Source organism: Glycomyces sp. NPDC021274 (assembly GCF_040641195.1).
Classification (GTDB): domain Bacteria; phylum Actinomycetota; class Actinomycetes; order Mycobacteriales; family Micromonosporaceae; genus Glycomyces.
In genome coordinates this window covers 627895-648916 of the sequence record NZ_JBFADC010000001.1, presented here as the reverse complement: position 1 = coordinate 648916, position 21022 = coordinate 627895, and the positions used below count along the sequence as shown (strand labels likewise).

The window sequence follows — 21022 nt, the reverse complement described above, 5'->3', positions numbered from 1 at the left end:
CCGCCGCGCACGCGAACGCGGCCCCGGCCGCTGGAGCCGGGGCCGCGCTGCGGTGCCCGCGTCCTAACTGGGCAGGCAGTCGATCTCCGGCATCGCGCTCAGCGAGCCGTTCACGTTGAAGCCGAAGGACACTGAACCTCCCGGAGCGATGGTCTGGTTCCAGGAGACCGGTGCGGCCATCTGCATACCGCCCATCGTGGAGTGTTCGGCGCTCCACATGTTGCTCACCGTGACGCCCGAGTTCGCCCACGCCCAGTGGAGCATCCACGAGTTCACCGTGCGCGTGCCGGTGTTCGACACCGTGACGGTGACCGTGGCCCCGGTGTTCCAGCTGTTGATCGAGGCGCTGGCCGCGCAGGCGAGGTCCTCCGCGGGGCCGCCCGTGGTGGGCTCCTCGGTCGGTTCGCTGGTCGGGTCGGTCGGCTCCTCGGTGGGGCCGCCTCCGCCGAACCACACGTCCGAGCAGGAGTAGAAGGCCTGGTCGATGTGACTGGCCTGCCAGACCACGTAGACGACGTGCCGTCCGGTGCGCCCGGGGGCGCTCACGGGGATGTCGACGGCCTCGCCCGGCTCGTACACGCCCGTCGAGGCGACCCGTTCGAGGTCGGCCCAGTCGAGTGAGTCGGTCGTCGCGTCGTACCCCTGCTTGGACACGTACACCCAGTAGTAGTCGCCGCCGTGGACGGCGGTGTCCTCGTAGTGCAGCGTGAAGTTGTTCTCGAGCGGCGTCGTGTGCCAGGCGCCGGCGACGTCGAGGGAGTTGTAGCGGCCGCCTTCGGCGCGCCCGCCGGAGCAGAGCTGGTTGTCGGGGATGCGCGTCTCGTGCTGCCCCGCCATGCCTTCCCGCAGGAGGCCGTTCCAGTTCCACATGGTGTTGGGGTTGGCCTGCCAGGCCTGCGCGCACATGGGGTCGGTGGCGGCCATGTTGGGATTGAGGTGGTCGTCGCCCCACCGCTCCCAGCAGCTGTACTGCCGCGAGGGCGGGCTGGTGGCGGTGCCGTGGCTGGCGGCCGGCTGGATGAAGACGAACGCGGAGACGGCCGCCGCGGCCAGCGCAGCGAGGATGACGATCACCTTCCTGAGGCGATGTCGCGTGAGATTGAACATGGTAGCGCTCCCAATCAAGAGGAATTGATAAACATCAATGTATCTTGACGGGGGGCCGCCTGTAAAGTCCACAAGCGCCCGATTGTCGCAGGGGCCGCTGTCAGCGGCGCTTGCCGAGGATGACCGAGCGGGTCGACTCCTCGGAGTCCTCATTGCACACGAACACGAGCTCGTCGCCGGACTCGAGGGTGTCCTCGGCGCTGGGCGCGATGACGCGGCGGCCGCGGATGATCGCCACGAGCGCCACGTCGTGCGGCAGCGGCACGTCGGCCACGCGGCTGCCCACGTGCGGGGCGTCCAGCGGCAGCGTGATCTCGACCAGGTTCGCCTGCGACTGGCGGAAGGTCATGAGCCGCACCAGGTCGCCGACGCTGACGGCCTCTTCCACGAGCGCGGCGAGCAGCCGCGGCTTGGAGACCGAGACGTCGACGCCCCACTCCTCATTGAACAGCCACTCGTTCTCGGCGCGGTTGACGCGCGCGACCACGCGCGGCACCGCGAACTCGGTCTTCGACAGGAGGCTCACCACGAGGTTCACCTTGTCGTCGCCCGTGGCGGCCACGGCCACGTCGCAGCCTTCGAGGTGCGCCTGGCGCAGATTCTCGAGCTCGCACGCGTCCGCGAGCAGCCACTCGGCCTCGGGGACCCGCTCGGGCCGCATCGAATCGGGGTCGCGTTCGATGAGGAGCACCTGGTGGCCGTTGCCGACCAGCTCCGCGGCGATCGACCGGCCGACGTTCCCGGCCCCGGCGATGGCGACCCTCATGCGGCACCTCCCTGCGGGGCGGCGCCCGCGATCTCGCGGATGCGGCCCTCGTCGCCGTCGGCGACGAGCATGAACACCTGGTCGCCGTCCTGCAGCACGGTGGAGGGGGTCGGCAGGGTCGCCCGCCCGAAGCGGGTGATGTACGCGACCCGGTGGCCGGTGGCGTGCTCGAGATGCGCCAGCGCGGTGCCGTACCAGGCCTCGTCGCAGAGGATCTCCACCATCGAGAGGGTCGCGGTGGGGTCGCGCCACAGCGGTTCCTGGTCCTCCGGCAGGAGGTGGCGCAGCAGCCGGTCGGCCGTCCACCGCACGGTCGCGACGGTCGGGATGCCAAGGCGCTCATAGACACTGGCGCGCTGGGGGTCGTAGATGCGGGCGATGACGTTGGGGACGCCGTAGTTCTCGCGGGCGACCCGCGCGGCGATGATGTTCGAGTTGTCGCCCGAGGAGACCGAGACGAACGCGTCCGCCCGGTTGATGCCGGCCTTCGCGAGGACCTCGCGGTCGAAGCCGACGCCGCGGACCGTCGTCTCGTCGAAGTCGGGGCCCAGGCGGCGGAAGGCCTTCGGGTTCTGGTCGATGATCCCGATCGTGTGCCCGCGCTCCACCAGGCTCCGCGCCAGGGACGAACCCACGCGGCCGCAGCCCATGATCACCACATGCACCCGGCTCCACCTCCCGCTCCGACACTGGTCCCGTGACCATACCGCGCCGCCCGCGACGCCTCGGGCCGGACGCTTCAGTCGGGTGAACACCGAGAAACTCCGCCCGGGGATGCATGCAACCGACCGTCCAAAGCGTCTAGTCCGGTAAGCAGACGATTACGAAGGAGCCCTCCGATGCGCAACGACTCCCGCCCCTCCCTCTCCCGGCGCGCCCTCATCGGCGCAGTGGCCGCCGGCGCCGTGGTCGCTACGGCGCAGGCCTCGCCGGCCGCCGCCGCCAAGGCCCGCAAGCCCGCCGTGCTCGAACCGGGCGACCTCGTCGTCGTCCCCGCCCCGGGCGGTCCCACCACCGCCGCGGCCGTCGCCAGGGGCATCGCGATCCTCGAAGGCTTCGGGCTGCGCGTGGAGCTGACCGAGCACGCGCTCGACACGTACGGATGGCTCTCCGCGCCCGACGAGGACCGCCTCGCCGACCTGCAGTACGCGCTCGACCACAAGGAGGCCAAGGCGGTCATGACCGCCCGCGGCGGCTACGGGACCACCCGCATCATCGACGAAGTGAGCTTCAAAGGCCTGAAGCGGCACCCGAAGCTCATCGTCGGGTACTCCGACATCACCGCGCTGCACCTGGCCGTACGCCACCACACCGGGCTCGCGAGCCTGCATTCGCCGATGGTCGCCTGGTCCTCCAACAACACCGCGGCGACCACCGAGTCGCTGCGCACGGCCCTCATGACCACCGACCCCGTCGTCCTCACCCGCGACCCGCTCGAGCCCACGGCCGCCGTCACGGTCTCGGGCACCGCTTCGGGGCCGCTCTACGGCGGCAACCTCTCCCTGCTCGACGCCGAACCCGACGACGGCCACCTGCCCGACAGCGACGGCGCGATCCTCTTCATCGAGGACACCGACGAGGCCCGCTACCGGATCGACGGGATGCTCACCCGCTACCTGCGCGCCGGGCACCTCGACGGCCTCGCCGGGATCGCCGTCGGCCAGTTCACGCCCGACGAGCACGACGAGTACAAGCCGGGCGAATGGACCATGAACGAGACCCTCATGGACCGCCTCGGCGGGCTCGGCATCCCGGTCCTCGGCGGCCTCAAGGTCGGCCACGGCCTCGACCCGCGCGTGATGCCGCTCGGCACGCAGGCCGTGCTCGACGCCGACGCCGGAACCCTGACGATCGAAGCCGCCGTGGCCGACTAGGGCCTGTCCTGTGAATCAGACCGGTCGTTATCCGGCCCATTCGCCCGCTCGCTGCGTTGTCGGGGCGTCTGCATACAACACCGGTATGCAGACGCCCCTCCGCCTTGCGACCGAACGAATGGACTCGGATACCGCCGCTCCCTGATTCACAGGACAGGCCCTAGGCCTGTCCGATCGCCCGCCCGCCGCGTTGCCGGGGCCTCTGCATTTGAACCGGGTGTGCAGGGGCCCCACCGCTGCCTCGGTGAGCTTGCGAGCCGTCGTCAACCGGCATTGCGCCCGGATATCGCCGCACCCGGATGCACCGGGCAGGCTCCAGGCCCGTCCCGCCGGGACCCGGGCGGGGCGGGTCCCGGAGCGGTGGTCCTGCGGGCGCGCCCCGGCCGGTAAGGTCGAAGGTTGTGACCCGGTCCTTGTCCGTCTTCAAGCGGCTGCTCGTGGGCGAGCCGTTCGCCTCCGGGCAGCGCCCGCCCTCGCTGGCCCTGTCCAAGCGGTACGCCATCCCCCTGCTCGCGGTCAACCCCATCTCCTCGCTCGCCTACGCCCCCGAGCAGGTGTTCCTCGTCCTCGGCGTCGCCGGGACCGCCGCCTACGCGTACTCGGTGTGGACCGGCCTCGCCGTCGCCGCGGTCATGGTCACCGTCATCGCCTCCTACCGGTACACCGTGCAGGCCTACCCGGGCGGCGGCGGCGACTACCGGGTGGTCGCCGCGAACTTCGGGCCCGGCGCGGGCCGCCTCGCCGCCGCCGCGCTCGTCCTCGACTACATCCTCACCGTGGCCGTCTCGGTCTCCGCGGCCGTCGCCGCCCTCGACGTGCTCATGCCCGGCCTGCGCCCATGGCGCGAATGGGCCGCCGCAGGCGCGATCGTGCTCCTGGCCGCGTTCAACCTGCGCGGCCTGCGGGTCTCCGGCCGCTTCGCCGCCGCCGTCACCGTCGCGTTCGTCGCGGGCGTGGCCGCGCTGCTCATCGCCGGGTTCCTGCGCATCGGGGCGGGGGAGGACCTCGCCGCCGCGAGCGCGAGCACCACGATCGCCGAGGACCGGGAGTGGACCTCCGCGGCCCTGTTCATCCTGTGCGCCAGGGCCTTCGCCGCGGGTTCGGTGGCGGTCACCGGCATCGAGACGTTCACGACCCGCGTCCGCTTCTTCCGGCCCCCCCGCGGACGCAATGCGGCCGCCGCGATCACCGCCGTCGGCGGCGCCACGCTCGCGCTCTTCACCGGCGTCGTGATCCTCGCCTACCTGCTCGGCGCCCAGACCTCCGCCGAACCCGGCACCGGCTACCTCCAGTACCCGCTCCTCGCCCAGCTCGCCGACACGGTCTTCAACGCCTCGCCCGCGGCCGTCACCCCGATCATGCTCGCCACCGCCGGGGTCCTCCTCCTCGCCGCGAACACCGCGTTCGTGGGCTTCCCGCAGCTCGCCTCGGTCTTCGCCGAGGACTCGCTCCTGCCCCGCCAGCTCCACAAGCGCGGCGACCGGCTCGTCTACTCCAACGGCATCCTCATCCTCGCCGTCGCCGCCGCGCTCCTCGTCGTCCTCTTCGGCGGCCGCACCTTCGAGCTCATGGGCCTGTACATCGTCGGCGTCTTCCTCTCGATGGTCCTGGCGAACGCCGCGATGGTCCGCCACTGGCGGCGCGTCCTCGGCATCGAACGCGACGCCGGCCGCCGCTCCCGGGCCCGCCGCGCCCTGGCCACGGCGCTGCTCGCGGCGCTGGCGTGCGGGGTCGTGCTGGTGATCGTGGCGCTCACCGACTACCGGCGCGGCGGCTGGATCGCCGTGCTCATCATCGGCGGCTGCTACGTCCTCATGCGCTTCATCGCGCAGCACTACGCGGCCGTGCGCGACGAGATCGAGCTGCCGCCGGGCAAGCCGCGCCTGCCCGCGCGCAACCACGCGATCGTGCTCGTCTCCAGTGTCAACCTGCCGCTCATGCGGATGCTCTCCTACGCGAAGGCCACGCGGCCCGACACGATCACCGGCCTCTCGGTGAACGTCGACGCCGCCGCCTCCCGCCAGCTCCTGGCCGAATGGGAGCGGCGCGGCATCAAGATCCCGCTCACCGTCGTCGACTCCCCGTACCGCGAGATCACCGGCCCGATCGTCGACTACGTGAAGGCCCTGCGCCGCGACGCGCCGCGCGATGTCGTCACGGTCTACCTGCCCGAGTACGTCGTCGGGCAGGGCCCGCAGCCCGGGCGGCTCTCGCGCGGCTACTTCAACTGGTCCACGACCCTGCTCCACAACCAGACGACGAAGGCGATCCGCCGCCAGCTCAAGTACGAGCCGGGCGTCATGGTCTGCATCGTGCCGTGGATCCTCGGCGAGAGCACCGAGCCGCCGCCGCTGCGCCGGGTTCACAAATGACGTGACCGCGGTATTCCCTGATGCAGACCAAACGACGAGCTAGGAGTGACGCGCGCCGCCGCAGGGCCGTCCCGGCGTCTCGCGTTCACCTGTACCCTGGCGTGCGGCCCGGTACGGGCCGCTGAAGCATTGAGCAGGGGGATGAGGACGATGATCGTCACCGTTGGGGACGTCGCCGCCGGAGGCCACTGCGTGGCCCGCGTCGACGGCGAGGTCTACTTCGTGCGGCACGCCCTGCCCGGCGAGACCGTCCGCATCGAGGTGAACGAGCGCAAGAAGAAGTTCGCGTTCGCCGACGCCGTCGAGGTCATCGAGGCCTCGCCCGACCGCGTCGAACCCCCCTGCCCCTACGCCGGTCCCGGCAAGTGCGGCGGCTGCGACTTCCAGCACGTCACGCCCGAGGCGCAGCGCCGCCTCAAAGCGAAGGTCCTGTTCGACCAGCTCACCCGCATCGGCGGCGTCGATCCCGCCAAGCTCGAGGGCGTCGAGGTCGAGGAGCTGCCCTGGGACGAGGGCGCGCTCGGCTGGCGCACCCGCATGCAGTACGCCGTGGACGAGGACGGCAGGCCCGGCCTGCGCGTCCACAAGTCGCACGACCTCGTGCACATCGACGAGTGCATCATCGCCACCGAGCGCATCCGCGAGTCCGACATCCTCACCAAGACCTGGGAGGGCATGGGCGCCGTCGGCGTCGTCGACTCCCAGGACGACGAGCTCGCCGTCTACACGCAGCTGCGCCGCACCGCCCGCCCGCACCACAAGAGCGGCCCCAAGGTCGTGCACCAGAGCGTCGGCGGCAACGAGTACGCGATCGACTTCGACGGCTTCTGGCAGGTCCACCCGGCCGCCGCGCCCGCGTTCCTCGCCTGCGCCCTCGAGTTCCTGAACCCGCGCGAAGGCGAGTCCGCCTGGGACCTGTACGCCGGGGCCGGGATCTTCGCTGCGGGCCTCGCCGAAGCCGTCGGCGACACCGGACGCGTTGTGGCCGTTGAGAACGCGAGGTCCTCCCGCACCGCCCCGAACCTGAGCGCCTGGAAGAACGCCGGAGCCATCGAGGACGACGTCGCCTCGATCACGCCCAACCTCGGCTCGGTCGACCTCGTCGTGCTCGACCCGCCGCGCAGCGGCGCGGGCCCCGAAGTCGTCGTGGCCCTCGGCGAAGCGCGCCCGCGCGCGATCTGCTACATCGCCTGCGACGCCGGCGCGCTGGCCCGCGACGCCAAGGACCTCGCGATCGAGGGCTACGAGATCACCCGCATCCGCGCCTTCGACGCGTTCCCGATGACGCAGCACTTCGAGACGATCGCCCTGTTCGAACTCGTCGACTACTGACCGGGGGCCGCGTCACGGGCGGTGCTGCGATAACTTGATGGCCGCACCCGACCCCAGTCCTCGGAGCCGATCGATGACCAACCCTCCCTACGCAACCGGGCCCGCCAGCGAGCCGAATCCACAGCAGAGCGGACCCGGATCGCCGTCCTTCCAGTACCGACCCCACGACCCTTACGGGACCTTCACGCCCGGGCAGCCGACCGGCCCGGTGCTGCCGCCCGCGCCCACGTTCTGGCAGCGCTGGGGCATCCTGCCGATGGAAGGCCGCCCCAAGCAGGTCACGTGGATGCTGCAGCTGCTGTGGATCTACCTGGCCGCCGCCGTGCTGCTCATGCTGATCTCGCTCGGCTTCTCGGCCGCGATCGCCGGGTTCTTCGGCACGGGCGCGGGACTCGTGCTCACCCTCGTGTTCGGCGTACTCGTCGTCGTGGCGACCCTCGTCCTCGTCTGGGCGATCGCGCGAGAGCGCGTGGGCCGCTTCGGCTTCGACAACCCCCGCAAACTCTTCTACATCGGACTCGGATGCCTCGGCTTCGTCGCCCTGTTCGGCTTCATCGGCGCGTTCAAAGTGCCGTTCGCGATCGTGCAGGTCATCGCGGTGCTCGGCGTACTCGTCCTGGTCTTCACCAAGCCGGTGGGCGTGTGGCTCCGCGAGACCCCCGGCAACCGGTCCGCCAAGGCGGCCGAGGAGCGCCCCGCCGCCGACGACCAGGTGTTCCCCGGCTACCAGCCGCCGCCTCCGCAGTGGAGGGACGCCGCGCCGCAGCCGCCCCTCGGCCCGCCCGTGTCGCCCCCGCCCGCTCCGCCGGTCGGCGGCTCGCAGGCTGCGCCGAGACCGGGCGCGTACCGCCCGCCGCTCCAACCGCCGCCGGCCTCGCAGGGCCCGACCGCACCCCGAGGCTGGCCCCAGCCCCCGCAGTAGCACCGCGCCGCAAGAACGAAGGGGTCAGTCGCAACCGCACCCGCAGCAGTCGCCGTCGCAAGGGCAGCAGTCGCAGCATTCGCACTTGTGGCAGCAGCCCTCGCGGCGCAGCCGCGACCAGGGCCCCTCGTACTCCTCGCGGCAGCACATCTGGCAGGTGCAGCACAGCACCGTGAACGCGCACAGGCCCGCGAAGAAGTTCCGCGGCTCGGGGCGGTAGTGGCCGTGGTCGTAGCGGCTCCGGCGCTCATAGCGGCGGTCGCGGCGGTAGTCGCGCCGCTCCCGGTACCCGCGCCGTTCCGCGGTCTCATGCGAGGCCTGATGCGTCGAGCAGGTCGCGCCGAACGTCTTCGTGAACGCATGGCGCGCATAGCGGTCCAGCAGCAGCTCGGTCAGCGTCGCGTCGATGATCACGGCCGAGTCCAAGGCGCGCTTCATGTCGGACAGCGCGCCCTTCGCGAGCGAACGCGCGTCCTCGATCCTTGAACCGGTGGCGGCCAGCGGGTTCCACGCGCCGCGCTCGGCGTCCTCCTCGAAGTCGTCCGCGGCGTCGAGCAGGTGCGCGAGTCGGCCGAACGCCGCCCCCGCGGTGCGGAACGCCGCGGCGTTCTCCGGCCGCCCGCCGATGAACGCCGCGTGCGCGAACAGCTCGGCGGTGGCCGCCTCGGTCGGCGCGGTGACGGCAGTGAGCGGCGTGCCCGGCCCGGAGCCGGCCTCGACCGCGCGCTGTCCCTCGATCATGGCGAACAGCGGCGCGGTGTCGAGCTCGATCGACTCGCCGATGGCGGCGGCCTTGGCGCGCAAGCGGTCGGCGGTCAGGCCGGCGATGCCGCGCGCGCCCGGCTTCGCGGCGAGGCCGTCGCCGTCCTCCACGTGGTCGCGGATCTTGGCCGAGGCGAGGAGCAGCGAGGCGGTCGCGGCGAGGCGGGGGCCGCCGCCCGTGGCGATGCGCTGGCGCCGCATGCCGCGCAGGGCGCAGGGGCCGGCGTTGCGGCTGTCGGCGTCGTCGCCCTGCTGGGCTTCGACGAGCACGGAGAGGGCCAGGGCGTCGTAGTTGGTGGTGAGGCGCGCGAACTGGCCCGCGTCGTCGCGCAGTTCGAGGCACAGGCCGCAGAAATGCCCCATCCAGCGGGGTTTGAGGTCGTCGGGGGTGCGGGAGGGGCAGGGCGCGAGCATGCCGAACAAGTGGTCTCCTAGCGCTCGACGGCGGGCCGGGGATGGCGCGTTGCGGCCTGCCGTTGGGGGCGGGTCTCCGCAGATGGTAGCGGTGGGGCGCAACGCGGTGGGGTACGGCGGGCTCGAGTGGAGGACGCGACGCGACCGCCGAGCGCGGGTTCGGCGGTCGCGCGTGGGAGGCGTGCAGGGTCGTCGGGCGCTCGGCGAGGGGGGCGGCCCGCAAAGCGCACTGACATATTAGCACTTGCGCATGAGTCGCGCACGCGTTTTCGCCCGACTCCGGTCATCACATAGGATATATCCTATAGGATTCTGTCGAAGCGGGCGGCCAGCCCCCTCGCTGTCGGCCGGAAGCGCCCAGCGACCGCATCGCGGTCCCGCCGGGCGCTTCCCGGCAGGTCTTGGCCTGGCTCAGCCGAGCGGCTTCAGGTCATCCGGGATCTCGTCCCACGTGAGGCGCACGTGGGCGAGGGTGCCGAAGCCGAGCGTGTCGAACCCGCCGGAGTTGGGGCCGTAGTCACCGCCGCCGCCCTCGGGGCTGTTGGCCCCCGCGAGGGCGCTGACGTTCGGCAGCGCGAACCCCCGGCGCGAGGTGTAGTGGTGGAACACCATCTCCCACACCGGCCGTGCCTGCCCGCGCCCGCCCGCGCCCATCACCGTGTGCTCCCGGTACGCGCAGTTCTGGCCGGTGCCCCACGAGTACTTGGTGAACGGCAGGTCGTCGTGCCCGGAGTTGTACCGCGCCACGTACTCGGCGGCCTTCGCGAAGGCGTTGCCGTTGGCCCCGTACAGGTCGACGCCCTGGTTCCAGGCCATCTCCATGATCGTCGCCATGAGGCCGATGCCCATGATCGAGTGCCCCTGGTCGCGCCCGGACTCCTGCCACTGCGCGAGCCCGCCGCCGTGGACGAACGGGATCGCGTTCCCGATGGAGCCGTTGCCCTCGCCGTTCCAGAAGTAGTCGATCGCCTCGTCGGTGAGGGCGGTGTCGTCGCAGATGAGGCCGATGGCGAGCTTGCTCGCGATGTTGCAGAGGTCCCAGTTGGCCCAGTAGTTGGTGATGCACGCGTCGTTGTGGTTGGTGAGGAACGATTCGTTCAACGGCAGGAAGACCGCCGTCATCATGTCCTGGAACCTACCGAGGTCGAAGCCCGCGGCACCGCGCACGATGTCGGCCGCCGCGCAGAACTGGTAGCCGTAGATCCCGGCCGCCAGGAAGCGGTCGGCGTTGCCGGTCACCTCCTGCAGGGTGCCCGACCAGGCGTTGAGGATCTGGACGGCCTTGTCGCGGTGCGCGGTGACGCCGGAGACCTTCCAGCGCAGCGCGTTCTGGTAGGCCGCGTGGATGTCGTTGTAGAGCTGCGGGTAGTTCTGCCCGTCGCCGCCGCGGATGATCACGGTCGTGGGCCTTGCGGCCCAAGTGGACTGGGAGTGGCTGTTCGCGGTGAGCCGGTTCCAGCCCGAGACCCAGGGCTCCAGCCCGGCGTCGACCTTGGCCTTCATGCGGTCGAAGTCGGCCTGGGTGTGGAGCAGGCCGGGGTGGGTGGCCTGCACGGCGGCCTCGTCCTCCTGTGCCGCGGCGATGCCGAGCCCGCCGGCTCCGGCGGCGGCGAGGCCGCCCGCCGCGATCGCGCCCTTGATGAGCCGCCGCCGCTCGAGCGTCGGGCGCCCTGCCTGATTCGCGTCCTCTGTGTACATGGTGCTCCGATGCGCCATGCGGTGTGCGATGCCGGGGAATGCCACCGCGGGTGATCGGCGGGCGGTGCCGGGGCACTCCCGCCGCTGGCCAGTCTAAACGCGGCATAAACAAACTTCAATGCCAAAACGCATATTTCCAGATTTTCCTACGTAATCGGACAATCGCAAAGCGCTACGCGCACTTGCATACTGAACGGTGCGGGACCGGGGACTCCGGTCCCGCACCGAGACCGCCGCCTGTGGGGGCGGCGGCCGACGCACACGGGCGGGGACGGCGCTGGAGGTCGGCTGAGTCCTCGTTCCTGCCGCGGGGCGACGAGCCCCGGCACCGACCCGCGCCCGGCGCGGTCCGCAAGGGGTGGCTCGCGTCGCGCTAAGCGACGAGATCCGAGAACGCGTTGTCCTTCAGCCAAGCCGTCACGCCCGCCTGCACATCGCCCTCGTGCTCCGAGAACACCGTGTTCTCCAGGCCCGCCAGCTGCTCGTCGCTCATCGCGAACGTGCCCAGGGCCTCCGCCACATCGGCGAACTCCTCGCTGAAGCCCAAGCGCGCCAACGTGTTGATCGTCTCGGCCTCACCCAGGGTCAACTCGGGGTCCGCCAGGTTCTTCAGGTCGTACTTCGCATACGCCCAGTGCGGCTGCCACAGCGTCACCACGATCGGCTCCTCGGCCGCGATCGCGCTGTCGAGCTCGGTCAGCATCGCCGTCGTCGACGAGGTCTCCAACGTCAGGTCGGTGATCCCGTACGTGGGGATCGCGCTGTTCTGCACCGCCTCGGTCAGCCCCGCGCTGGCCTCGATGCCGACGATCCTGCCGCCGAAGAGGTCCGCGTTCGCGTTGAGGTCGGCCAGCGACTCGACGTCCACATAGGCCGGGACGGCGACGGTGAGCGCCGCGTTCTCGTTCCAAGTGCCCAGCTGCTCGAGCTGGGAGCCGTAGGTCTCCATGTACGTCTGGTGCGTGATCGGCAGCCAGCCGTCGAGGAACACGTCGAGGTCGCCCGAGGACAGGCCCTCGAACAACGGACCGACCTCGGTGAACTCCTGGGTCGTCACGGTGTAGCCCGAGGCCGTGAGCGCCTGGCGCCACAGCTCGGTGGCGACGACCGCCTCGTCCCAGTTGATGTAGCCGATAGTGATCTCGCCTTCGCCCTTGGGCAGGCCGAAGTCGACGCCCTCGCCTGAGGCGTCGCCGGGCTCCTCCTCGACGGAGCAGCCTGCGAGCGTCAGCGGGACGATGGCGCCGGTGGCGATGGCGCCCTTCATGATCGAACGTCGTTGCATGGTTCCTTCTCTCCGGCGCGGGGGCGCGCGCCATGGGTGTGCGTTCTGGGTCAGTGGGCGAGCTTCGCGGCCCGCGCGACCGGGGTGCGGTCGGACAGGCCCTGCGTCACGCGGTCGAGCAGGATCGCCAGGAGCACCACGGCCAGGCCGGCGTTGAAGCCCGCGGCGATGTCCAAGCGGCCCAAGGACCCGGAGATGACCGAGCCGAGGCCGCCGCCGCCCACCAGGCCCGCGATGACCACCATGGACAGTGCGAGCATGATGACCTGGTTGAGCCCGGCCATGATCGTCGGCAGCGCCAGCGGCAGCTTGATGCGCGCGAGGATGCGCGCGGGGGAGGCCCCGAAGGCCTGCCCGGCCTCCACGACCTCGCCGTCCACCTGGCGCAGACCGAGTTCGGTGAGGCGCACGCCCGGCGGCATCGCGAAGATGATCGTCGCGATGATCCCGGGCACCACGCCGACGCTGAACAGCATCACGACCGGGATGAGGTACACGAACGCCGGCAGCGTCTGCATGAAGTCGAGCACCGGCCGCGCGATCGCCGAGACCGCCTTGCTCTCGGCGGCGGCGATGCCCAGCGGGATCGCCAGCAGGATCGCGATCGCGGCCGAGACGAGGACCATCGACAGCGTCTGCATCGTCTCCTCCCAGTACGGGGTCCACGCGACGACGAACATGCCCAGGCCGATGCCCACGCCGAGCTTCCAGCCCTTCGCGGCCCACGCCAGGGCGGCGAACAGCAGCACCATCACTCCCGAAGGGAGCCATAGCAAACCGTCCGCGAGGTGCAGGTACAGGAACTCGAGCCCGGTGTCGACGGCGTCGAACCCGGCGGCCCACGCGTCCCTCGCCCAGCGGATGAACGACTCCATCCAGTCGCCGAACGGCATGTCGGGCAGGGGCTTCCAGATGTACGTCCAGAGCCAGTTGCGGAGGTACTCGATCATGCGGGCTGGCGCTCCTCTTCGATCGCGGTGCCGTGGTCGGCGGCGGGGTCGTAGGACAGCGACTTGATGATGGACCGGGGCGTGACCACCCCGAGCGGATCGGCGTTGTCGTCCACGACCAGCAAGGGGGCCTTGGAGTTCAGGACCGGCGCGTACAGCTCGTTCACGGGCACGTCCGACTCCACCTTCGGGAACGCGCTGGTGTCCCGGGTCCCGCACGGCTCCATGACGGCCTCGGCGGTGAGCACGCGGGTGCGGTCCACGTCGGCGGTGAACTCGGCGACGTACTCGTCGGCCGGGTGCATGAGGATGTCCTCGGCGGTGCCCAGCTGCTTGACCTCGCCGTCGCAGATGGCGATCCGGTCGCCGATCCGCATGGCCTCGTTGAGGTCGTGGGTGATGAACACGATGGTCTTGCCGAGCTTCGACTGCAGGTCGAGGAGCTGGTCCTGCATCTCCTGGCGGATGAGCGGGTCCAGGGCGCTGAAGGCCTCGTCCATGAGCAGGATCTCGGTGTCGGCGGCGAGCGCGCGGGCGAGGCCGACGCGCTGCTTCATGCCGCCGGAGAGCTGGGCGGGGAGCTTGTCCTCGTGGCCGGCGAGGCCGACGAGCTCGACGGCCTCCCTGGCGCGCTCCAGTCGCTCGGGCTTGCCGAGGCCCTTGATCTCCAGGCCGAACGCGACGTTCTCGACGACCGTGCGGTGGGGCAGCAGCGCGAAGTGCTGGAAGACCATGCTGATCTTCTCGCTGCGCAGGCGCCGCAGCTCCCGCTTGGAGAGCGAGCCGAGCTCGACGCCGCCGATGCGGATCGTGCCGGACGTGGGCTTGATGAGCCCGTTGAGCATCCGGATGAGCGTCGACTTGCCGGAGCCGGAGAGGCCCATGACGACGAAGATCTCGCCGGGCTCGATCGACCAGTTGTGGTCGATCACCGCGGCGGTCCAGTGCTTGGCCGTCAACTGGTCGCGCGGGGTGCCGCTCTTCAGCTGGGCGACGGCGCTTCGGGCGCCTTTGCCGAAGACCTTGTACAGGGAATCAACTGCTATCGCTGACATCTCGTCCTTTCGCAGCAGGGGGTTCCGGTTGGGGGCGGGAACCGGTGAAACACTAGTCAACGCCTGTGTTTTTTCAACCCGAGCACTGCGTGAGAAGGCCGACACGGGACGTTGGGTCGCTGCGTTTCCGCAGCTCAACGCCTCGATGCTGGATGTCTAAAGAAGGCTGGTTCGATTGTCTACAATCTGATGTTCTGAAGAATTGACGCCTGCGGGAGACCAAGCTGAGGCCTATTCGTGACCGTTCGACGAAGTGGCGGCCGTCGTCGGGGACCTCAGAGCCGGGCCGCCTTCGCCCGAGCCGTCATGACCGCCAGGTCCGTCTCGCTCAGCCCCAGCGCCCGCGCCTTCTCGTACTCGCCCGCGATGCTCGTGCCCATCCGCATCGGCGAATCCGTGCCCAGCACGACCGCCATGCCCGCCTCCAGGAACCGCGGCAGCGGGTGGTCCTCGAGCTTCGCCACCATGCCGAGGACGACCGCCGAGGTCAGGCACACCTCCACGGTCACGCCGCGCTCGGCCAGCAGCCGCATGATCCCCGGGTCGCTCGCCGCGCCCACCGCGTGGCCGATCCGCCCGACCTGCTCGATCTCCGCCAGCGACGCCAGGTTCGAGGCGTTGAATGCCCCCGCCGGCACCGTCACTCCCAGGCCGGCCGCGCCCGCCGCCTCGGCCACGATCCGCCCGCGCGTCCAGTCCGCTTCGGCCGCATACGGAACGTAGATGATCTCGATGCCCGCCAGGCCCGCCGCCGCCGCGTCCCCGAACGCGTCGCACAGCTCCCGCAGCATCGGGTCCCACAGGTTCATGCTCAGCACCGCGCCCGCGCTGAAGCCCGGGAACGACGCGGACACGCGCTCGCACGCGGCCGAGAACCGCTCCATGAACTGCGGATACACCACCGACTCCTGCGGCAGCCGCAGCTCGGTGTAGACCGCGCCGCCGCGCGCGGCGGCGACGAGCGCGTCCTCCAGGATGCCCTCGTAGACCTCCGGGTCCACCGCGTCGAGGTCGAACCGCGGCACGGCCGACATGCGCTGGAGTCGCGCCAGCCCGGGCGGGGCCGCGGCCTGGACGCTCTCGCGCCGGTCGGCCCAGTCCACCGGGGAGGAGCTCAACACCTGGTCGAGGCGCGCGGGCCATTCCGTGTTCTGGTGCAGGTCGATGAGGTCCATGTTGGGATGATCACATTTAGATCACGGACCGGCCCGGTTTTACCCCGGCGTGTCCCTTTCGGGGAGTGACTGCTTTCCGACAGTAGGGCCTCTCTTGGCGAAGCCTGCGAGCCATGAGTGTGCGCAGCTGTCCCTCGTACGGATGAATCTCCCGTGCACCCGATCGGGATCGAACGCGGGCCCTCCCCGTCACCGCCGATCGCGCGAACCGTGATGCCGCTTCCCCCTCGCTGCCGCCTGGATCACGTCCGGCGCAGGCCCATGAGACTCGTCCCAGCCGCAGTCGCGCAGCTACCGCCCGCACCGCGCCACCGATAGACTTCCCCCTTATGAGTACGCACCTCGAGGGCGAGATGGGCCCGCTGCTGTCCGGCATCGGCAGGCTGGCCGATTTCAAGTCGCTGGACGAGGACGAGCTGCCGCAGCTCGCCGAGGAGCTCCGCGCCTTCCTCATCGACGCGGTCGCCCGCACGGGCGGTCACATCGGCCCCAACCTCGGCGTCGTCGAGCTGACCATGGCGATCCACCGGGTCTTCGACTCCCCGCACGACCAGATCGTCTTCGACACCGGCCACCAGTCGTACGTCCACAAGGCGCTCACGGGCCGGGCCGGCCAGTTCGGCGGCCTGCGCGGGCGCGGCGGCCTCACCGGCTACCCCAGCCAGGCCGAGTCCCCGCACGACCTCGTCGAGAACTCCCACGCCTCGACCTCCCTGTCGTACGCCGACGGCCTCGCGAAGGCCCACGCGCTCACCGGCTCCGACCGCCACGTGGTGGCCCTGGTCGGCGACGGCGCGCTCACCGGAGGCATGTGCTGGGAGGCGCTCAACAACATCGCCGCCCGCGACGACCTCAAGCTCGTGATCGTCGTCAACGACAACGGCCGCTCCTACGCCCCCACGGTCGGAGGCCTCGCCAAGCGCCTCGCCGGCCTGCGGCTCAACCCCGGCTACGAGCCGACGCTCAAGAAGATCCAGGAGCTCGTCGAACGCATCCCCGTGTTCGGCCGCGCCGCCTTCCAGGGCCTCCACGCCGCCAAGACCGGCCTCAAGGACGCCCTTGCGCCGCAGGGGATGTTCTCCGACCTCGGCATCAAGTACGTCGGCCCCGTCGACGGCCACGACATCGCCGAGCTCACCGAGGCCCTCGACCGCGCCAAGCGCTTCGGCGGGCCCGTGATCGTCCACGCCCTCACCCAGAAGGGCCACGGCTGGGCCCCCGCCCGCGCCGACGAGGCCGAGCAGATGCACGCGCCCTCCGCCGCGTTCGACCCGATCACCGGCGAACCGCTCAACGCCTCCAAGCGCCGGTGGACCGGCGTGTTCGCCGATGAGCTTGTGGCGCAGGCGAACCTGCGCCCCGAGGTCGTGGCGATCACCGCCGCGATGCCCGGCCCCACCGGGGTCGACAAGCTCATGAAGCGCCACCCTGAGCGGGTCTTCGACGTCGGCATCGCCGAGCAGCACGCGGTCACCTCGGCCGCGGGCCTGGCGATGAACGGCATGCACCCGGTCGTGGCGGTGTACTCCACGTTCATGAACCGCGCGTTCGACCAGACCGTGCTCGACGTCGCCATGCACAAGCTGCCGGTGACGTTCGTGCTCGACCGCGCCGGCATCACCGGCCCGGACGGGCCGAGCCACTACGGCATCTGGGACACCTCGATCTTCCGCGTGGTGCCGGGCCTGCGCATCGCCGCGCCGCGCGACGCCGCGTCGCTGCGCGAAGAGCTCGCCGAGGCGCTGTCGGTCGACGACGGCCCGACGATGCTGCGCTTCCCCACCGGGGCCATCCCCGAGGACGACATCGAGGCGGTCGAAGTCCATGAAGGACTCGACCTGCTCGTCAAGCACGAGGACGACGAACTGCTCATCGTCGCCTGCGGCTCGTTCGCCGCCATCGCGCTCGAGGTCGCCGAACTCCTTGCGGCGCAGGGGATCCGCGCCACCGTGGTCGACCCGCGCTGGATCTCGCCGGTGCCGGACGCGCTCGTGAAGCTCGCGGGCCAGTACCCGCTGGTGGCGACGCTGGAGGACGGCATCCGCACCGGCGGTTTCGGCGACGCGCTCGCGCAGTCGCTGCGCGACTCGGGCGACGAGACGCCGCTCGTGGACTTCGCGGTCGAGCGCGGCTGGCACCCGCACGGCACCCGCGCGCAGCTCCTCGCCGACCTCGGTCTGACCCCGGCACTGATCAGTGAGCGCCTCGCCGCCGAAGTCCACCGCCGCGGCGAAGCCGAAGGGCACCACCACTAAAGCGACCAGCGCCGCGGCGGGGCCGAACGGACCCGCCGCGCCGTTGAGGTTCCGCCGAAGCCGATCCCGCCGCGTCGCGTCGATTCGTGCTGAAGCCGATCGCGCCCCGCTTCACTCGTTCGGGCGACAGCGCGGCGGCCGGGCCCGGTTCTTGTCGGACCCGGGCGGGAGGATGGCGCTATGTTCCCCGGGGTGGGTGGGGGTTTGGGATGGCAACGCGCGGAACGGCCGGCCCCGCAGGACCGGCCGCTCGCGGTTCGCTCAGCGCATCGACTTCAGACCGTCCCTGAGGCGGCGCAGGTCGCGGCGGCGGCGCTCGAACGTCGCGCCGACGGTGATGAGGATCGCGCCGCCGATCGCGGGCGGGATCCACACCGGGATGCTGCCGCGCAGGAGCAGCAGCTCGTTGACGACCATGACCGCCACCACGATCGAGCCGAGCACGAGCGGTGCCTGCCAGCGGCGCACGAGCCCGGCGATGATCACCGCGATCGCGGCGGCGCCGACGCCGACGCGCCGCAGCTCGTCGCCGTCGTCCAGGGCCAGGAGCAGGCTCGGGCCGATACCGACGAGGATCGGCAGCGCCAGCGTCGACCACGACCCGGCTTCAGGCCGTTTCTCGAGCCGCCACAGTCCGATGAGGAACACGACGGCGGCGGGCGGCGCGGTGAAGCACTCCAGGATGTCGACCTCCACCGCGGCCAGCATCAGCCACCATCCCACGGTGCCGGTGCACAGGGCCGCGATCGCGTAGCCCCACGTGCGGACCGGCGCCATGATCGCCACCCCGATGAGCGCCAGCGTGTACACCCCGAACTGGGCTGCCGGGAACCCCTCGAGGCCGTCGGAGCCGAACGAGATGCTCGTGAGCAGGCCGAAGAACACGGAGATCCCGGCCAGGACGTGGGCGAGGACCGCCGCGAGCACCCGGTCGGGCCGGGTGCGGCGCGGCGCGCCCGCTGCGACGACGAGCATCACGGCGGCCGCGACGGTGAGCCAGAACGGAATCCAGCTGTCCTCGGCGGGCGACATCGTCTCGCTGCTGCCCGCCGCGATCGAGGCGAGCAGGACCCACAGCGCCAGCGAGGACCAGCCGGTGCACCGGCCGGCGACCGTGCCCGACGCCAGCGCCGACGTCAGCGCGATCAGGCTGCACAGCATGAGGCTGAGCGTGGGCAGCGCGTCGAACCGCGTCGTGTCCTCCGTCCACACCAGGACCGCGGTCGATTGGATCGCGAGGCTGAGGGCGAGCGCGGCGGCGTTGACGCGGAACCGTGCGGGCAGCAGGACCGCCGCGGCGGCCAGGGCCACCAGCACGATCGGCACTTCGAGGTGCATGTCGGTGCTGGGGGCGTAGGTGACCAGGAGGTACACCCCGGCGAGCGCCGAGAATCCGGCGACGACGGCGGTGCCCGCGCCGATCAGATAGGACGCGGTGCGCAGAGCCTTGCCGAGCGGCGCCGCGACCACCGGCGCGGCGAGGCGGGCGGCGAGGAACGCGACGAAGTACGCGCTCAGGTCGGGCGCGCCGAAGGCGACGATGGCGAACGCGGCGAGGGAGGCGAGCCCGGCCGTCGCGGCCGAGGCCAGCGGCCAGACGCTCCTGCGTTTGCGGAGGTCGGCGAAGGGGATGAACGCGGCGGCGGCCAGCGTGAGCGAGGGGATCACGAGTTCGGGCGTGCCGGCCCGGACCGAGAGCACCCACGCGCACAGCACGAGCGAGCCGCTCGCGGAGGCGGCGACCAGCATGGTGGTGAGCGAGACGCCGAGGCGCCGCGCGAGGTGGACGCCGATGAGGTTGGCGGCGGCCAGCAGTGCGACGGCGGCGGCGACGGGCGGCACGACGGGGTCGGCGAGGCCGAAGGCCGCGCGCAGGCCCGCCGAGCAGGCGGCGATGACGGCGGCGCAGGTGAGGAACCGGGAGGCCCACACGTCCGAGCGTTCGTAGTGGCTCGGGCGCTTCGCGGTGATCCAGGCGGTGGCGCCGAGGGCGAGGGCGAGGGCGAGCATGAGGGTCACGGCGAGGGCGAGGTCGCTCGCGGCGGCGTACGCCAGGCCGATCGCGGCGAGGGGCAGCATGGCCCAGCTCGTCGCGGTGAGGCAGGCGAACGCCCGGTAGGCGGCGAGCACGACGAGCACGCCGGCGGTCCAGGCGCCGACGGTCTCGGGGCCGAAGTCGGCGCCCGGCGGCCGGTACAGGTAGTACCCGGCGAGCGTGGTGCACCAGAGGGCGAGCGCGGCGAGGGCCCCGAAGGTCTCGGCGGTGGCCCACAGGCGGAAGCGCTTGAACGCGAAGGGGACCGCGAGGAGCAGGAGCGTGACGCCGCCGAGGACCCCGGCCCGGCCGCTGTTGCCCATGTTGCGCCAGGCGACGGCGGTGAAGATGATGAGCGCGGCGGCGACGAGGAGCCCGCCGAGGCTCAGGAGCACGGTCTGGACGGTCTTGGAGCCGACCTCGCCGCGTTCGCGCGGCGGCCGGAGCGCGCCGCCGGGCGGGGTGTGCGGCTGCGGGTACCGCGGGAGCGGCGCGGGCGGGACCTGCGGTGCGCCTGCGGGCGGGGTGGCGGGCGCTTGGGGGGCGGCCGCGCCGGCCGGGGTCGGCGGTGCCGAGGTGACCGGTGCTTGCGGGGTCGGGGCGACCGGAGCCTGCGGTGTCGGGGCGGTGCGGGTCCGGCTCTCGGCCTCGGCGAGGTAGCGGGCGGCGACCTCGGTGAGACCGTTGAGCACACTGACGCGCTCGGCCTCGACGGCCGCGCGGCTCTGGAGGGTGGCGGGCATCGCGGCGAGTACGGCGTCGAGTTCGCCGAGCCGCGCGAGCAGCGGTTCGGGTCCGCGCCCGCACGTCGGGCACCGCTCGACCGTGGAGGCGCCGCCGCATCGTGGGCAGTTGTACGTGTTCATGTGCACAGTGTGCTGGTCCTGTCAACTACGGATTCGGGCAAAACGGACGCGGTTTGTAGACCTGCCACAACGGGCACTGCGTGCGGGCCCCGCTTCCGTGTGCATTCTGTCAGGATTCCTCTAAACGGATCGCTCCCGGCGGTCCGGTCGTCTC

15 protein-coding genes are annotated in these 21022 nt (G+C 71.3%); 5 read left to right on the top strand and 10 right to left on the bottom strand.

The features are described 5' to 3' along the window. Window positions 1-63: 63 nt before the first annotated feature. From AB0I03_RS02905 to AB0I03_RS02895, 3 genes are all read right to left on the bottom strand, one after another. Window positions 64-1107, bottom strand: coding sequence for a lytic polysaccharide monooxygenase (locus AB0I03_RS02905; RefSeq protein WP_360405376.1), 1044 nt, complete (start codon window positions 1105-1107; stop codon window positions 64-66). A 100-nt stretch (window positions 1108-1207) separates the two neighbouring features. Further along, window positions 1208-1873 (bottom strand): TrkA family potassium uptake protein, encoded by a 666-nt coding sequence (locus AB0I03_RS02900; protein WP_360405373.1) that lies wholly within the window; start codon window positions 1871-1873, stop codon window positions 1208-1210. Next, window positions 1870-2538 (bottom strand): TrkA family potassium uptake protein, encoded by a 669-nt coding sequence (locus AB0I03_RS02895; RefSeq protein ID WP_360405370.1) that lies wholly within the window; start codon window positions 2536-2538, stop codon window positions 1870-1872. Before AB0I03_RS02895 ends, AB0I03_RS02900 begins: the two co-directional genes overlap by 4 nt. 174 nt (window positions 2539-2712) lie before the next feature. On the opposite strand from AB0I03_RS02895, the gene AB0I03_RS02890 reads away from it, so the two are divergent. The 4 genes from AB0I03_RS02890 to AB0I03_RS02875 all read left to right on the top strand — a co-directional run bounded on the left by AB0I03_RS02890 (window position 2713) and on the right by AB0I03_RS02875 (window position 8373). Further along, entirely contained in the window at window positions 2713-3747 is a 1035-nt protein-coding gene (locus tag AB0I03_RS02890) for an LD-carboxypeptidase (RefSeq protein WP_360405367.1), read from the top strand. A 401-nt stretch (window positions 3748-4148) separates the two neighbouring features. Continuing rightward, entirely contained in the window at window positions 4149-6119 is a 1971-nt protein-coding gene (locus AB0I03_RS02885; RefSeq protein ID WP_360405364.1) for an amino acid permease, read from the top strand. A gap of 150 nt (window positions 6120-6269) precedes the next feature. Beyond that, on the top strand, window positions 6270-7451 hold the full coding sequence (locus tag AB0I03_RS02880) for a TRAM domain-containing protein (RefSeq protein ID WP_360405361.1): 1182 nt from the start codon (window positions 6270-6272) through the stop codon (window positions 7449-7451). A 73-nt stretch (window positions 7452-7524) separates the two neighbouring features. Next, window positions 7525-8373, top strand: a complete 849-nt coding sequence (locus tag AB0I03_RS02875; protein WP_360405358.1) for a hypothetical protein — start codon at window positions 7525-7527, stop codon at window positions 8371-8373. Between the two features lie 24 nt (window positions 8374-8397). Here AB0I03_RS02875 and AB0I03_RS02870 read toward each other — a convergent pair whose 3' ends face one another. The 6 genes from AB0I03_RS02870 to AB0I03_RS02845 all read right to left on the bottom strand — a co-directional run bounded on the left by AB0I03_RS02870 (window position 8398) and on the right by AB0I03_RS02845 (window position 15712). After that, window positions 8398-9549, bottom strand: coding sequence for a DUF5685 family protein (locus tag AB0I03_RS02870; protein ID WP_360405933.1), 1152 nt, complete (start codon window positions 9547-9549; stop codon window positions 8398-8400). A 411-nt stretch (window positions 9550-9960) separates the two neighbouring features. Then, a complete protein-coding gene (locus tag AB0I03_RS02865) occupies window positions 9961-11247 on the bottom strand; it encodes an alginate lyase family protein (RefSeq protein ID WP_360405355.1) in 1287 nt (428 codons plus the stop codon). A 373-nt stretch (window positions 11248-11620) separates the two neighbouring features. Next, the gene (locus tag AB0I03_RS02860; RefSeq protein WP_360405352.1) at window positions 11621-12532 is read right to left on the bottom strand and encodes a glycine betaine ABC transporter substrate-binding protein; all 912 of its coding nucleotides are present in this window, start codon (window positions 12530-12532) and stop codon (window positions 11621-11623) included. Window positions 12533-12582: 50 nt separating this feature from the next. Continuing rightward, entirely contained in the window at window positions 12583-13482 is a 900-nt protein-coding gene (locus AB0I03_RS02855) for an ABC transporter permease subunit (protein ID WP_360405349.1), read from the bottom strand. Beyond that, window positions 13479-14537 carry a glycine betaine/L-proline ABC transporter ATP-binding protein gene (locus AB0I03_RS02850; RefSeq protein WP_360405346.1) on the bottom strand — a complete coding sequence of 353 codons (1059 nt, stop codon included), beginning with the start codon at window positions 14535-14537 and terminating at the stop codon, window positions 13479-13481. Before AB0I03_RS02850 ends, AB0I03_RS02855 begins: the two co-directional genes overlap by 4 nt. A gap of 275 nt (window positions 14538-14812) precedes the next feature. Beyond that, entirely contained in the window at window positions 14813-15712 is a 900-nt protein-coding gene (locus AB0I03_RS02845) for a hypothetical protein (protein ID WP_360405343.1), read from the bottom strand. 353 nt (window positions 15713-16065) lie between these two features. On the opposite strand from AB0I03_RS02845, the gene dxs reads away from it, so the two are divergent. Further along, a complete protein-coding gene (gene dxs, locus AB0I03_RS02840; RefSeq protein WP_360405930.1) occupies window positions 16066-17967 on the top strand; it encodes a 1-deoxy-D-xylulose-5-phosphate synthase in 1902 nt (633 codons plus the stop codon). Window positions 17968-18228: 261 nt separating this feature from the next. On the opposite strand, the gene AB0I03_RS02835 is transcribed toward dxs, so the two are convergent. Beyond that, entirely contained in the window at window positions 18229-20868 is a 2640-nt protein-coding gene (locus tag AB0I03_RS02835; protein ID WP_360405340.1) for a hypothetical protein, read from the bottom strand. Window positions 20869-21022: the final 154 nt, after the last annotated feature.

What these genes read in the sequence shown, in the direction of transcription:
- AB0I03_RS02865 (WP_360405355.1), bottom strand. Translation starts at nt 11,247, where the DNA reads ATGTACACAGAGGACGCGAATCAGGCAGGGCGCCCGACGCTCGAGCGG.
- AB0I03_RS02880 (WP_360405361.1), top strand. Translation starts at nt 6,270, where the DNA reads ATGATCGTCACCGTTGGGGACGTCGCCGCCGGAGGCCACTGCGTGGCC.
- AB0I03_RS02835 (WP_360405340.1), bottom strand. Translation starts at nt 20,868, where the DNA reads ATGAACACGTACAACTGCCCACGATGCGGCGGCGCCTCCACGGTCGAG.
- AB0I03_RS02900 (WP_360405373.1), bottom strand. Translation starts at nt 1,873, where the DNA reads ATGAGGGTCGCCATCGCCGGGGCCGGGAACGTCGGCCGGTCGATCGCC.
- AB0I03_RS02870 (WP_360405933.1), bottom strand. Translation starts at nt 9,549, where the DNA reads ATGCTCGCGCCCTGCCCCTCCCGCACCCCCGACGACCTCAAACCCCGC.
- AB0I03_RS02850 (WP_360405346.1), bottom strand. Translation starts at nt 14,537, where the DNA reads ATGTCAGCGATAGCAGTTGATTCCCTGTACAAGGTCTTCGGCAAAGGC.
- AB0I03_RS02845 (WP_360405343.1), bottom strand. Translation starts at nt 15,712, where the DNA reads ATGGACCTCATCGACCTGCACCAGAACACGGAATGGCCCGCGCGCCTC.
- AB0I03_RS02860 (WP_360405352.1), bottom strand. Translation starts at nt 12,532, where the DNA reads ATGCAACGACGTTCGATCATGAAGGGCGCCATCGCCACCGGCGCCATC.
- AB0I03_RS02875 (WP_360405358.1), top strand. Translation starts at nt 7,525, where the DNA reads ATGACCAACCCTCCCTACGCAACCGGGCCCGCCAGCGAGCCGAATCCA.
- AB0I03_RS02855 (WP_360405349.1), bottom strand. Translation starts at nt 13,482, where the DNA reads ATGATCGAGTACCTCCGCAACTGGCTCTGGACGTACATCTGGAAGCCC.
- AB0I03_RS02905 (WP_360405376.1), bottom strand. Translation starts at nt 1,107, where the DNA reads ATGTTCAATCTCACGCGACATCGCCTCAGGAAGGTGATCGTCATCCTC.
- dxs (WP_360405930.1), top strand. Translation starts at nt 16,066, where the DNA reads ATGGGCCCGCTGCTGTCCGGCATCGGCAGGCTGGCCGATTTCAAGTCG.
- AB0I03_RS02890 (WP_360405367.1), top strand. Translation starts at nt 2,713, where the DNA reads ATGCGCAACGACTCCCGCCCCTCCCTCTCCCGGCGCGCCCTCATCGGC.